Raw genomic sequence first — 14949 nt, forward strand, 5'->3', positions numbered from 1 at the left:
ATAAAAATTGCTTGCATTACTGTTTACTCAATGCTAATTAATTGAAAAAAAGACGGAATAGCTTTATTGTGGAAATGCTTAGTGCATGTTATCATTTCTATTCCTTTTACAAGAGATAATTTGAACTATATACCGTAGTTTTAAATGAAACCAAAGCACAATTAAAACAAAACCTGCTTTATTTCTTATAATTTTATCATGGTCATAATTTATTTTTACCATAATCATTATAACTTTTAACCATGATAAAAATTTAATAACTTAGGGTAGTTTTAATTAAAACCTAAGGTTGTTCAAAAATAAAAATACTGTATGAGTGTTGAATACAAAGTGGTAAAGATAGTTCCTCCTAGTAAAAAGGAAGAAGATTGTAAACCTTATTATCCTAGAATTACAAAAAGAGATAAAATGGATTTAAGAGGTTTGGCTGAGGACATATCCCAAATGTCAACCTTTAGTACCATTGATGTAATCGGAGTTTTGGAAGCATTCACCAGCTTAATTCCCTATTACTTAAAGAATAATTATTCAGTAGAATTAGGCGATTTGGGTACATTCTCGTTGCATATCAATGCTGAAGGATCGGAATCTCCTGAAAAGGTTAGCCGCCATAATGTAAAAGGTGTAAATATGGCATTCAGGCCAAGTCCAAGGGTGAAGAAAGACTTGCAAGATATTAGGTTTAAGAAGGCATCTAGTAAAAAATAAAGTAAGGTTCTTTTTAATTAATAACTATTTTTTTCAAGATTTACTCTATTTCCGAAAACGATTGATTTAATGACATTTAGATATGCACATATAAAAATTGCCAATGCGTAGTTTATGATTTTTTAACAAGATTATTAACTTTAGCGCTTGCATCAATCAAAGTAAATCAATGATTCAAAATAAGTTAGTCAACTGCTTGCAAGAAGCGATTCAAAAAAACCGGGATTTTCCGGCATTCACAAACTACCAAAAAGACACAGTAACATATGCAGATGTAGCCCAACGCATTCATTGGATACACATTCTTTTTAAAGAGCTGGGAATTAAAAAAGGAGACAAAGTTGCCGTTATCGGTCGCAATCTAAATAATTGGGCCATCACTTATCTAGGAACAATTAGTTATGGAGCTATTATCGTTCCAATTTTACCAGATTTTAACTCTAGCGATATTCATCATATCGCAACTCATTCCGATTCGAAACTGCTATTTGCTACAGAAAATATCTTCAACAAGATTGACGATAGCAAGATGAAACAACTGAAAGGGATTCTTTCTTTGGGTGATTATGAGATCCTTTGCTCTTCTGATGAAAAATTGGAGAAAGCCCATAAGCTTGCGAATGATAAAGCAGCAAAAAATCCTGTTGATATAGACAAGTTAAACTATGCCGATCCAAAAGAGGATGATATCGCCGTACTATCCTACACATCGGGAACTTCGGGCTTTTCGAAAGGTGTAATGCTTACTTACCGTTGCTTGCATTCCAACGTACAAATAGGATTTGATTACATCGACTTTAAACCACAGGATAAAGTGGTTTCGTTTTTGCCATTGGCTCACGTTTTTGGATGTTTGTTCGAATTCCTAACCGAGTTCTGTATTGGTTGTCATGTTACTTTTTTATCAAGAGTTCCTACTCCGCAAATCATTACCAAAGCTTTTCAGGATGTAAAACCCCGATTGATTTGTCTGGTTCCTTTAATTATGGAAAAGATTTATAAAAAGAGGATTTTGCCTGTGCTCGAAAGCCGCAGAGTTAAATTGATGCTAAAGATTCCTTTGTTGGAGAAAAAAATCTATAAAAAGATAAGGAACTCATTAATTGAAACTTTTGGAGGTAATTTTATAGAGGTAATTATTGGCGGGGCTGCTTTAAACAAAGAGGTTGAAGATTTCCTAAAGAAAATTGAATTCCCGTTTACTGTAGGTTATGGCATGACCGAGTGTGGCCCCCTGATTAGTTATAGCCCTACCAAACAATTTCGTTCTCACTCGTGCGGTAAAGTGGTAGATCGCATGCAGGTACGAATCGACTCCGAAGATCAGTACAGTGTTGTGGGAGAAATACAAGTGAAGGGCGATAATGTAATGACTGGCTATTACAAAAATTCTGAAGCTACTGCCGAAGCGATGACCGAAGATGGCTGGTTACGAACAGGCGACCTGGGAATTATTGATACCGATGATGTGATTTACATTCGTGGCAGATGCAAGAATATGCTCTTGGGGCCATCGGGTCAAAACATATATCCCGAAGAAATTGAAGCAGCATTAAATAACATGCCTTTTGTTCAGGAGTCGATTGTAACCGATGATAAAGATCACAAACTAATTGCTTTGATTTACCCTGATTACGAAGCCTGTGATGCCGAAGGTTTAAACAAAGATGAAATTCAGCAAGCCTTGGATAAGGACAAGCAGATCATCAATAAAACAATGCCTGCTTACATGCAGATTTCAAGAATCATCCTCTTTCCCGAAGAGTTTAAGAAAACACCGAAACGAAATATTAAAAGATATTTGTATACAAATTTGTATCGCGAATAATAAAGAATTAATAATGAAAGAGATACTTCGGTGTCTCTTTTTTTAGATCCCCTGAAACAAGTTATTTTTTATTATCAGATCGTATACCGGTGTTAATTCCTAAATAACGTGAGTTCGACGTAAAATTCTATCCACAGAAAGTTATATTTGCGATAGATTTGCATTAAAAATTTGGAAAGAATAGCGGGCTATTTTGAGGAATTTTTAATGTGAAGATGTCGTAAAGAGAACTTTCCATTATGTGTTTGCCTGCTTTAGGTATAAATTTCCTCAAATCTTCTTGAAATATCCCGATATTCCTTCGAAAATTTCTACTCAAAATCAGATCAAACTGTGAACGAATTTTACCTCGAACTCACGTTAAATAGTCCACGTTGTAACCTGGTTCTGTGATTTAATTTAAAAACCAAATCAACAATAGGGCTTAAGAAAACTTGTGTTTGCGAATCATTATCCAGATAATACGCCTTGTAGCCTGCCGAAATGGAAAACCTACTGTCTCGATGCCAATGAATCTTTCCCTGACTCTCGAATGCATACTCGCCATCAAAATTGATATTGTAATAGTCAGCAGAAAGAGAAAAATTAAAATTCCTGTATACATTTCCAGCCAACTCCAAACCAGCAAAATATAGTTTCTGATCATCGTAAAATGATGCCGAGCGTTGATATAAGAAATAATAATCGAGTTTCGGAAAATTGTCATCTCCCATCTTTAAAGAAAAATCGAAACCAATGCGTGCCGTTAGTATTAAATCGGGTATGCGAATAAAGCAATCTTCGGGTTGGGGGTTAAGCATTCGGCTCAAAATTAGTTCGTTTCGAAACGTGAATAGATGCGGGATATTTGCAGATTTGGGAATTTGATCCTTAAAACCGGAACTTTTTGCCCATTTTAATCCTAAACTTGGATAATAGAAGGAGTGTTGACTTGATAATAATGTATTTTTCCCAAGCCATTGATGCTTAAATCCGATATTAGGCGCAAATGGAAAAAGTAACAATTCTGAGTTCAATTCGGTTTTAGGGTAATTCCCATATCTACTCTTTGCCAAAGCACTTAGATGCAATTCTCCCATAGGAACTACTTTAGCACCCCTATCCGTCCATGAAGCATAATAATCAACTCTTTTTCCAGGAACCGGCGATTGAGCTTTCGACACAAATACACAGAAAAAAGATATTACCAACAAATAAAATAGCTTCTTCATTACTTTCAATTTTAACCCACAATTTGCATTAGCATATCAATTATAGAAGGTCTTATCTATAAATCCAATTCAAATAATAAGCGTAAAAAATCGGGTTTTATTATAAGGCGAAAAAAAAAATCACCAAATTCTATCGCCCTTTTAAAAATACCATTTACCGATAAAATTGAATTAATTACCTAATTATTAGATACACAGTCTGATTTTGGTTCTATTTTTGGATTGTTAATGTATACAATTTCAATGAATTATGGTGTTAACATGAATTATCTAAAATCTCAGGAAACTTTAAGAACTTTTATAGTTTCCCAAGTATAGTGTGGTTATATTTGGAACATGAAAAATCAGAAAACAGATATTATAGAAGTTTGTTGGGAACTTTTCTTCCAGTTTGGAATAAAGAGTGTTACCATGGATGATATTGCATGCAAACTTGGAATTTCTAAAAAAACCATTTATCAGCACTTTAATAATAAGAACGATTTGGTTGAACAAGCTTTGGAATGGCAAATTAACCATCCTAGTTTTTCATTTCAATCAATGGAAGTTAGTCATCTAAATGCCATTGATCAATACATAGCATTTTACAAGTTCGTGATATCACAAATAGAGAATTCTTGTGATTCTATGATGTACGATTTACGCAAATACTATCCCAGGATTTGGAATAAATTTCACCTTACTACACTTGCAAAGTTTCAGAAGGAATTATTTCTGAATTTGAAGAAAGGGACTGAAGAAGGCTTGTTTAGGCCAGAAATGAATATTGAATGGATCAGCAAGACCATTGCTCGTTTTTATATGAATATGGCTGAATCGGATAGTATAATTATTGAAAAAGATGATATGGCGAATATTGACTATCACAAAGAACTGGTGTTATACCATTTACATGGCATATGCACAAGCAATGGAATAGAATACGTTAAAAACAACTTTAAATAGATCAGAAATAATGAAGAACATCCTACTAACATTCGTGATGATTTTCTCGATTTTCAGCTTACCCACAAAAGCACAAACCGAAAATCCTGAAAGTTTCACATTAGCCGAAGCTCAGCAATATGCTTTGGAAAATTCATATTCGGTAAAGGGGACTGATTATGATTTAAAAGTGGCAAAGAAAAGAGTTTGGGAAACCATTGCTGATGGTTTACCGCAAGTAGATTTCGCAATGGATTATAACAATAATTTAGATGTTGCTGTATCCTTACTTCCAGCAGAATTTTTTGGTGGCGAACCTGGAACTTATACTCCAATTAAGTTTGGACAGCAATATGCCAGTTCTGCTTCGCTTAGTGTTAGTCAGAAAATTTTCGATGGTTCTTATATTGTAGGAACAATGGCCGCCCGAGTTTTTGTTCAGTTATCGAAAGACCAAAAAGAAAAGACAGAAATCGAAATTAAAGATGTTGTAGCGCAGGCGTACTATACTGTTTTGGTTGCCAGAGACAACTATAAAACCATTAAAGAGAATTTAGCCATCAACCAGAAATTACTAACTGAAACAGAAGCCTATTGGGAAAATGGTTTTCGAGAAGAATTGGATGTTGATCAGATTCGTTTAAATCTTAATGCTAGCAAAACCCAATTGTCTGATGCCAAAAGGGCAATATCCACTTCGCTCACTCTATTAAAGTATAGTATGGGAATGGACATTGATGAAAATATTGAATTAAGTAACGAGCTAAAAAATCTGGTAGATCCTATTCGATCAGCAACTCCTGAACTTAGAGGTTACGATGCTTCTGCACATATTGACTACCGAATATTAGAAACTCAGTTAAAAGCTCAGGATTTGATCATTAAAAATGAACAAGCTCAATATTTACCAAATATTTCTGCTTTTTATAGATATGGCAAAAATACAAGTACTGATTTTAGAAATGTATTTAAATCTGATGTACCGTGGTTCAAATCCTCGGTAATTGGTTTACAATTAAATATGCCAATTTTCTCGGCAGGCAAAAGAAGATCAAAAATTAAGCAAGAGCGCATTAATTACATGAGTATCCAAAATGATATGGCAATGACAGAACAAAATCTGAAAAGAGAATTAAGCGTATCATTTTCGAACTTAATGAATGCTCAGGAAACCTATGAAAATAACCTGGAGGCGGTAAAAATTGCAAAAAGAATATACGATAGAACCATTATTAAATTCAATGAGGGTATTTCCACAAGCACTGAATTATCTGAGAATGAACAACAGTATTTAACTGCTCATTCAAACTATATCAATTCTACATTATCCCTATTGAATTCTAAAATTGCTTTCGATAAAGCTCTTGGTAAATTATAATTACAAACATCCTACAAAAAATACAAACAGATGAAAAAGATATTAATTACAGCAATTATTCCATTGCTATTTGCTTGTTCTGCCAAAGATGCTGATAAGGATTTAAGCAAGGAAGATCAGTTAAAAAAATACAAGTCGGAACTTGCCATTTTAAAGAAAAAAATCTCAGAATTAGAGAAAGAGATTAAGAAAGAAAGTAATACTGAGGAAGCGGTTAATGTAGCGGTTACTACGCTCACAAATTCAAAATTTGAACACTTTATTCAACTTACAGGTAATGTTGAAGCGGATAAGAATATCACCATTAAACCTGAGGCGAATGGAAACATTATTTCCATTAATGTGACCGAAGGGCAAAGAGTGAAAAAAGGAGATGTTTTAGGAAAGTTAAATACCGAACAAATTGAAAGAAATATAGATGAAGCAAAAACGAATTTGGCATTGTCTGCAACAGTTTACGAACGTCAGAAAAGATTATGGGATCAAAAAATAGGCTCTGAAATTGAGTTTCTAACTGCTAAGGCTAATAAAGAATCGTTAGAAAGACAAATTGAAGCTTTGGAAGCTCAAAAGGATATGGCAATTATTACTGCTCCATTTAATGGTATCATCGACGAAATTTATCTGAAAAAAGGTGAATTGGCTGGACCAACGGAAGCATTCGCGCAGTTGGTAAATATCGATCAGGTTTATGTTGAAGCCGATGTTGCCGAATCGTACCTTAACTATATTAAGGCTGGTGAAACTGCAGAACTTGAATTTCCTGCCATTGGTTTTACTGCAAAAGCACCAATTTATCGCACCTCAAATATTATCGATCCAAGTAACAGAAGTTTTAAAGTTCGAATCAATTTGAATAATCCTAGTCATAAAATCAAGCCAAACTTAATCTCTGTTCTTAAAATTAAAGATTACGAAATTGATGATGTAATCGTGGTTCCATCCATAATCGTGAAGAAAGATTTTGAAGGTAGCTACTTATATGTTGCTAAAAAAGAAGCTAATCATTTGATTGCAAAAAAAACGTACATCCAAATTTCCAAAACGTACAACAATCTTTCTCTGATCGAGTCGGGCGTTCAAATGGGCGATAAAATTATTACTGAAGGTTATTCTCAAGTTGTGAATGGAACACTAATTAGCACTAAGTAATTCGAAGAAAATGGACAATATAAAAGATCATACTTCTGCCGAAAAAATTCAGCGGGAGTTTAAACCAACATTTGGTGCCTTAAAGAATAAGAACTCGATTTTTATTCTAACATTCATCCTTATTCTGTTCGGATGGTTTTCGTACCAAAGTATGCCAAGAGAATATTTTCCGGAGGTAGTTATACCCAATATCATGATATCAACACCTTATCCGGGCAACTCTCCTATTGATATTGAAAACCTTGTGACAAGACCCATAGAGAAGGAATTAAAGTCGCTAAAAGGGGTTAAAAAATTAAGTTCTGCTTCGTATGAAGATATGAGTTTAATTGTTGTAGAATTTAATACAGATGTTCCTATAAAGCAAGCCCTGCAAGACACCAAAGATAAGGTTGACAAATCTTTAAGCGAATTGCCTGATGATTTGGATACTGATCCTATTGTTGAAGATGTTGATTTTGCAGATTTCCCAATCCTAAATGTGAATCTTTCGGGTGATTTTGGATTGGAAGACTTAAAAGAGTTTGCAGAAGATTTACAAGACAAATTCGAGTCTCTTTCCGAGGTTTCGGAAGCCGATATTAAAGGTATTGACGAAAGAGAGATTAAGATTAATGCTGATTTGCATAAGATGGAAGCAAATGGTGTTAGTTTCCATGATATTGAATTGGCCATTGGCGATGAGAATGTAACTGTTAGTGCCGGTACTTTAATTACTGATAATACTCGAAGAAGCATTCGTACAAGTGCCGATTATACCAGCATGACGCAAATTGAAAACACTATTGTAAAAGTTTCAAATGGTAGAGTTGTTTACTTAAAAGATGTTGCAGAAGTTGAAGATGGTTACGAAGAGTTGTCCTCCATTTCGAGATTAAATAATCAGCCAGTGGTTTCCTTATCAATAACTAAAAAATCTGGTGAAAACCTATTGGCTGCTACCGACGCGATCTATAAAATTATTGACGAAGAGAAAGAAAATGGTACGCTTCCCAGTGGATTAGTGGTTACGGTTACCGACGATACTTCGGAGGATGTACGTGGCCAAGTTACCGATTTAGAAAACTCAATTATAATGGGAATGCTACTGGTAATTATTGTACTATATCTTTTCATGGGTCTAAGAAATGCCTTATTCTCAGGTTTAGCCATTCCCATGTCGATGCTGATTTCAATGATCATTCTAAACCAAATTGGTTATACCGTAAATCAGATGGTACTATTTTCTTTGATTTTGGCCCTTGGTATGCTTGTGGATAATGCGATTGTTGTGGTGGAAAATGTTTATCGATTGCACGAAGAAGGTTTATCGAAACTTGAAGCAACAAAGAAAGGGGTAAGTGAAATTGCAGGTCCCATTATATCGTCAACGGCAACAACATTGGCTGCCTTCTTCCCTTTGTTGCTATGGGGAGGAATCATGGGCGAGTTTATGAAATATCTACCAATTACCCTGATTATAGTATTGGCTTCATCGCTATTTGTAGCATTAATTCTAAACCCTGTATTTACCGCAACATTTGTAAAGCTTGATGATGTAAACAAAAAAATGAACAAGCAAAAGTTCATTCTTATCGGTTCTGCCTTTATAGTAGCTTCTATGCCTTTCTACCTCATGAAAATATTTGGGGTGTTGGAATCTTTTATATTGGCAAATCTACTGATGTTGATAGGTGTGATGGTGCTATTTAATTTGGCAGCACTAAAGCCATTTGCACGTTGGTTTCAAACAAAATTGTTGGTGATTCTAGAAAACCGCTACGAGAAAACATTACGTTTTGCTTTGAAAGGAATCCGGCCATTTCTATTCTTTGCCGGGACTTTCGTTTTGATGATTGTTTCAATTTCATTCTATTTTAGTACAAAACCTCTTTTTGTTTTCTTCCCTGACAACGAGCCAAAATCAATTTACGTAACCATGGAATTGCCATTGGGTACAGATATTCATAAAACCAACGAATTGACAAAGAGGGTTGAACTTATTGTGAATAAAACCATGGAACCATATGAGGATATCATTCGTTCCAAATCAACAAATGTTGGTTCAGGTAAAGGAGCAATGTTCGAGGCTGACCGCGCTCCAAATAAATCATTAACAACCATCTCATTTGTTGAGTTTAAAGAGCGAAATGGAATAAGCACTTCGGAAATTATGAAGGAATTAACTGTAAACTTCGATGGGTTTATAGGAGCAAAAATATTTGTTGAAAAAGACGACTCGGGACCACCAGTAGGATATCCAATCAACATCGAAGTTTCAGGTGATGATTTCGAAACATTATTAATTCAAGCGAATAGAGTTAAACAACTGCTCGATGATGATAGAATTCCGGGTGTTGAAGAATTAAAACTAGATTTGGATCAGGGAAAACCTGAAATGCTAATAAATATAGATCGTGATAAAGTTCGACGTTTTGGATTATCCACAAATCAAGTAGCCAGGGCATTACGTAACTCTCTTTACGGATTAGAAGTATCCAAATTTAAAGATGGAGAAGACGAATACGACATCATGCTTCGCTTAAATGACAAATACCGCTATGATGTTCCAGCACTAATGAATCAGAAAATAAGTGTATTGAGTCCGATCAGCAATAAAATGGTACAAGTTCCTATTTCGGCACTTGCAACTTATTCTTACGGATCAACATACGAAAGAATTAATCGTATCGAAAATACTCGTGTTGTAACCATTTATTCTAATGTAAAAGAAGGATTTAATGCAAATATCATTAACACAAGAATAAGGGAGTTATTGGCAGACTTTTCAATGCCAAAAGCTTACTCATACAAATTAACTGGTGAACAAGAAGAGCAAGAAGAGACTCAAGCTTTCTTAGCACAAGCTTTAATGATTGCTTTGGCTTTAATAAGTCTGATTTTAGTATCTCAGTTTAATTCGGCTATCAAGCCCTTAATTATAATGATTACAGTACTTTTTAGTACAATTGGTGTATTTATTGGTTTAGGGATCTTTCAAATGCCATTTGTAATTCTAATGACAGGTATAGGTATTATATCTCTTGCAGGAATTGTGGTAAACAATGGTATTGTATTAGTAGATTACATTGATCTTTTGAGAAAAAGAAAGATTAAAAATACTAATATGAAAGGAAGAAAATACCTGAGTCCGACTGAAGAAATTGAATGTATTACAGAGGCTGGTAAAACACGTTTGCGTCCTGTATTACTTACAGCCATAACAACAGTATTAGGTTTACTTCCGCTGGCAGTTGGTATGAACTTTAATTTCTTCTCTTTGTTGCGCGAATTCAATCCACATCTTTCATTCGGCAGTGATAGTACTTCTTTCTGGGGTCCCATGTCATGGACAGTAATTTTTGGATTATCAGTTGCCACATTTTTAACTTTGGTAATCGCTCCTGTGATGTTTCGATTATCCACACAAGTAGAACATAAGCTATACGACATTTTTTCAAAGAAATAATGGTATGCATATCATGAAAATATAGCCGATCAAAAGTCGGCTTTTTTCATGTCCTAAGGTGTGAACTTTTAAAACAAACCATTATATCTACATTACACTAAACAGTATGTCAATGCGAAAAAAATATTAGGCAAATATCAATTGCTTTTATTATCTTGATATTAGCATAAACTATAAGCGATAACTTATTGATTTAACAAATTTTAGACAATTATTTATTAAAAATTAAAATCAAATTTTCATCATTAATTAAGGCTTGTTTATCCAGAAAATATGCAGATAAATAAAATCACTTTAATTGATTTTGGGGAAAAACATAATAAGTCGTAAATTTTTTTGAAATGAGTTTGTTGTTTCCAATCAACCAAATTAATCATATTCACTAAACCTCTAAACATGGAAATCGTCTCGGTAATATTGCAAATTTTAATTTTATCAGCACTTGCTTTTATCATTTCATTCCTGATTCAGGAAAAAAGAAATGCTGCACATTCGATGTCGGATAAAGCAGAACAGGAAACAGAAGTAAAAGAATCAACCACAAGTTTACTTGTTTCCTCGGATGAGAAGAGAGAAGAATTTCTTCGAATCAATGCTTTTTTCATGAAAATTTTATGCGAGAAAAAAAGCAAAAGTAATTTTAAAAGACTTCAAAAAGAATTTTTGGAGTTGGGAACGCGATTGTACTATTTAGCTTCTGAACTAACCATTCGAAAGTTCTTAGAATTTAAATCTTTAAGTTCTTTTGTAGAAGGAACAGTACACGAGCATAAAATTGCTTTATTGTGGTTTGCCGAGTTTAATGTTTTGCTACGTAAAGATTTGGGATTGGAAACCTCCCCTGAACAGATCAAGGATTATCTAAACATCATTCTAACTTACTGGGATGAAGATGAAATGGAAAAACAAGAGTTGGATGATTTAAAAGACCAATTGGCCGATTCCATTGATAATTATTTTAGTGTATTCAATGTGGGAACATCGTTAAACTAAAAAAGAGGCCGTCTTAAAAGTAGATTTATGTGTTGGTGAGTTGAGTATTTGAAAAACCTTACAGATACCTACCCGAATACAAAATCCTTTTGAGACAGCCTCTTTTTTTATTGTCTGTTTTTTTGGTAACATCTTATCCAGTCTATTTCCATGCCTGCTTGTAAATTGCCCATTGGCTTTTTAACGGCTACACTAAAATTCAGGTACATAGCATCCTGAGGTACACCTGTTGTTTGTCTTTTTACAGGAACATCATTGATCTTCCAAACCAATTCACCTGCACTCCAGTCCAAAGTATAAATAAAGTATCCTTTGCTTAAATCAATTCCTTTCACAGTAAACTCATTTCTCTGTGGATCTGTCTCACTTCCCCAAAAGTTAGCATTCATGATTTTGCCACCATTAAAGGTTTTAAATATATCTATATGAGGAAGACTCTTATCCGCTACCATCCAGAATGCGTTTTGCACCTGCGAAGGGTTATTAACTTTTATTTTGGCCTCGAAACGCCCATATTTTTGTCGGAACGAATTTCCTGTATTAATAATTGCAGAAGTGTAATCGAATTTTTTAGGCACAAATCCTAGCTTAGGGTTCCAGATCAAACCTTCTTTCTTCTCTGTTTTGGCAATTAAACTAGCCGAAGATCCTGAAAATATTAAATTATCTCCATCGGTATAAGTGTGGAGATCGGTTTCAAGACTGTAAGACCGATCCAATAATTTATCTCCCCAAAAATAGCGTGTAATCCATTTATTTATGTTTAGACTTCCTGAATCAAATTCTTCAGAGAAAGTAAGCTTCCATAGCTTGACCTCTGCAAAAGGATTTTTATTCTTGAGCTTAAAATATTTTACAAACTGACCTGAAGATTTGAGTTTTACATACTCCTGATGCTTTTTAAAATCATCCGTCTTCTCGAATCGTTTTTTATCCAACAGGAAAGCTTTCTCATCTTTAAACTCTTGCGAACTTATCCTTTCCTCCAATTTGTAGTAACTTTTGAGTTCGGCAGATGTATCCAGCTCTTTATAAATTTTAAATGCTTTTGATCTTTGAAACTTAAAATATTCCCTAAGTCGAGAAGAAGATTTTAATGTTTTGTATTCAGCAATCTCCTCTGCATTTTTCTTTTTATGAAGCTTAGCTGATTTCTTAAGATGATCCAACTCCTTGAAACGAGTCAAATCGTCCGATGCTTCAACCAGTTCATAGGTTGATAATTCGGATGAGTCCTTCAAGCGAAAGTAGGTTTTAAACCTTCGTGATCTCTGATATTTTTTAAAAAGCTTTTCTGATTGGTAGAGTTCACTCCTCTTGAAAGATTTTCCTTCAATCATTTTCTTATTATTCCTGAAATCATCAGACAGCACAAATAATTCAAGTTGACTAAACCGCTTTAACTCTTCGGATCTAGAAAACTCTTCGAACTCTTCAAAATCGCTTCTTAGTTCATCTCTTTTTTTCTCAATCGCAACTGTATTTGATGCTTTGCGAAGTTTTAATGTTAGAAAAAAGCCCATATTTTCAATTCTTTAGGATAAAATAAATGCCAAATTTATACAATATGCATAAATAACCATAAACCGAATTAGCGTAGATACAAAATATGCTACTGCTTGACAAACTGATAAGTAATTGTCCCTTTTTGTATTTCAGAGCTTGATTTGCTTGTGTTGAATCTTGATCGATTACTTGCATCAAGGGCCGCATCAAACAAACAATCATCAATGATACTGCATTGCTCTTCAATCACTTTTGACTCAACAACTCTTCCAATTTGATTTACCCCAATTCTAACAACGATCTTGCCTTGTCCTTCGCACTTAAAAACCGGAATTGGTAAATAAGTCTTATGGCGTCCTTCCAAACTATAATAAACACTACTAGGTCCACAATACTCAATACTTTGAAGAGAATCCAGAACTTCTTGCTTTTCTCTTTCTTCTACAAGGCTTAAACTATCCTTCTTAAATTCTTTCAATCCATTCTTGCCAACAAACATATTGTCAGATCCATATACATCCAAACTCTTCTTTATCTCATCAATCATATCCTCCACCTTTTTCTTTGGATCGGCATTTGATTTTTTAACGTTTTGGTTTACGGCTATCGATCGTAGAAGTTTGTCAACCGTTTCGCTTATTTCGGAATTTTTTTTATCTAGTTCTTTTTTAATCTTTTTGTGTTTTTCTTCCAGGATCTGTTCGGCAACTTCCGGTGGAATATCAATAAATATTTCTGATTCCAGAAACAAGTTCCTTGTACGCAATTTACTGGAAAAAAGAAGAATTAATAATATCATGTGAAAACCCATGGTTCCCATCACACCATACTTATTTTTCTTTAAGAATCCATTGAATTCGGATAGCAGATGAAAAGCAAATGTTCTGATTTGCTTGACAACTAGTTTCCCTTTATCCGAAAATAACTTCATTTGTTTAGATTTTTATCCATTTGCCAGATGGAAGGTGCAAGATTAAAATAATCATTACCGTGTATGTATAATAACCATTTTAATTATGCTCGTTTCATAATTTCTATCGTCAATACATAAAGATTCCGCAATATTAGCGAATCTTATTCAAAAGTATACCAGTTTTATGATGAAATGAGTCTTAACTTATCTTGAGAATCTTGAATTTAATAAACAAAAAATAATGGCATAGTACTGGTTAAGGCTATATTTTTCAAGGGATAAACAAAAGGACCAAAGAATAAGATTGAACTCAAACTAATACTGGTAAGGCAGACATTCCTTAAAAATAAATATAAAAAGAGAGCCGCTTAATAAAAATTAAGCGACTCTCTAGAGAACTTCTATTATCTGAATTTACTAAAACTTCCGTTCTTTGATAAGCTTTCCTTTAGCATCCCAAATATACCAATTTCCGACTTTTTTTCCTTCGGAGTACTCCATTTCATAACGTTTTACTCCATTGTCGTCCCAAATGTACCATTTACCATGCTTCTTATTCTTCTTATAATTAGCTTCGGCTATTTTTACCGATTTGTCATTCCAAGTGATCCAGGTACCATCCATTAAACCTTTCACATAAGAGCGAATTTCCTGAACCTTATCATTTTCAAAGTAAAGAGTAATCTTTCCATTCCTCTTTCCTTCTTCGATATTCATTTCAATTCTTTTTACACCACTCTCATAAAATTCTGTATATGTTCCCGTGTAAAGGTCTCCATTATCTGTGTAATATAATCCCTCAACTTCCTCAATCACTTGTGAAAAAGAGTGATTCGCAACCAGACAAAATAATATGCCCAAGATTACTCCAAGCTTCTTAATCATGTA

At 34.1% G+C, this 14949-nt stretch carries 11 protein-coding genes; 7 read left to right on the top strand and 4 right to left on the bottom strand.

Annotation, left to right across the window (positions count from 1 at the left end; translation table 11 throughout):
- Window positions 1-312: 312 nt before the first annotated feature.
- Both ACO05S_RS08090 and ACO05S_RS08095 read left to right on the top strand, forming a co-directional pair.
- Window positions 313-708 (top strand): HU family DNA-binding protein, encoded by a 396-nt coding sequence (locus ACO05S_RS08090; RefSeq protein ID WP_421921011.1) that lies wholly within the window; start codon window positions 313-315, stop codon window positions 706-708.
- A 169-nt stretch (window positions 709-877) separates the two neighbouring features.
- Window positions 878-2536, top strand: coding sequence for an AMP-binding protein (locus tag ACO05S_RS08095; RefSeq protein WP_421921012.1), 1659 nt, complete (start codon window positions 878-880; stop codon window positions 2534-2536).
- 344 nt (window positions 2537-2880) lie between these two features.
- Here the strand turns inward: ACO05S_RS08095 and ACO05S_RS08100 are convergent, their stop codons facing one another.
- A complete protein-coding gene (locus ACO05S_RS08100) occupies window positions 2881-3747 on the bottom strand; it encodes a hypothetical protein (RefSeq protein ID WP_421921013.1) in 867 nt (288 codons plus the stop codon).
- Window positions 3748-4083: 336 nt separating this feature from the next.
- On the opposite strand from ACO05S_RS08100, the gene ACO05S_RS08105 reads away from it, so the two are divergent.
- The 5 genes from ACO05S_RS08105 to ACO05S_RS08125 all read left to right on the top strand — a co-directional run bounded on the left by ACO05S_RS08105 (window position 4084) and on the right by ACO05S_RS08125 (window position 11642).
- A complete protein-coding gene (locus ACO05S_RS08105; protein ID WP_421921014.1) occupies window positions 4084-4692 on the top strand; it encodes a TetR/AcrR family transcriptional regulator in 609 nt (202 codons plus the stop codon).
- A 10-nt stretch (window positions 4693-4702) separates the two neighbouring features.
- A complete protein-coding gene (locus ACO05S_RS08110; protein WP_421921015.1) occupies window positions 4703-6049 on the top strand; it encodes a TolC family protein in 1347 nt (448 codons plus the stop codon).
- Between the two features lie 30 nt (window positions 6050-6079).
- Window positions 6080-7201 (top strand): efflux RND transporter periplasmic adaptor subunit, encoded by a 1122-nt coding sequence (locus ACO05S_RS08115; protein ID WP_421921016.1) that lies wholly within the window; start codon window positions 6080-6082, stop codon window positions 7199-7201.
- Window positions 7202-7211: 10 nt separating this feature from the next.
- The gene (locus ACO05S_RS08120) at window positions 7212-10649 is read left to right on the top strand and encodes an efflux RND transporter permease subunit (protein WP_421921017.1); all 3438 of its coding nucleotides are present in this window, start codon (window positions 7212-7214) and stop codon (window positions 10647-10649) included.
- Between the two features lie 396 nt (window positions 10650-11045).
- Window positions 11046-11642 (top strand): hypothetical protein, encoded by a 597-nt coding sequence (locus ACO05S_RS08125; RefSeq protein WP_421921018.1) that lies wholly within the window; start codon window positions 11046-11048, stop codon window positions 11640-11642.
- 107 nt (window positions 11643-11749) lie between these two features.
- Here ACO05S_RS08125 and ACO05S_RS08130 read toward each other — a convergent pair whose 3' ends face one another.
- The 3 genes from ACO05S_RS08130 to ACO05S_RS08140 all read right to left on the bottom strand — a co-directional run bounded on the left by ACO05S_RS08130 (window position 11750) and on the right by ACO05S_RS08140 (window position 14946).
- Entirely contained in the window at window positions 11750-13165 is a 1416-nt protein-coding gene (locus tag ACO05S_RS08130) for a glycoside hydrolase family 16 protein (RefSeq protein ID WP_421921019.1), read from the bottom strand.
- Between the two features lie 89 nt (window positions 13166-13254).
- The gene (locus ACO05S_RS08135; RefSeq protein ID WP_421921020.1) at window positions 13255-14079 is read right to left on the bottom strand and encodes a hypothetical protein; all 825 of its coding nucleotides are present in this window, start codon (window positions 14077-14079) and stop codon (window positions 13255-13257) included.
- A gap of 399 nt (window positions 14080-14478) precedes the next feature.
- Window positions 14479-14946: a toxin-antitoxin system YwqK family antitoxin gene (locus tag ACO05S_RS08140; RefSeq protein ID WP_421921021.1), complete on the bottom strand. Its 468-nt coding sequence runs from the start codon at window positions 14944-14946 to the stop codon at window positions 14479-14481.
- Window positions 14947-14949: the final 3 nt, after the last annotated feature.

Source organism: Marinifilum sp. (assembly GCF_965230805.1).
Lineage (GTDB): Bacteria > Bacteroidota > Bacteroidia > Bacteroidales > Marinifilaceae > Marinifilum.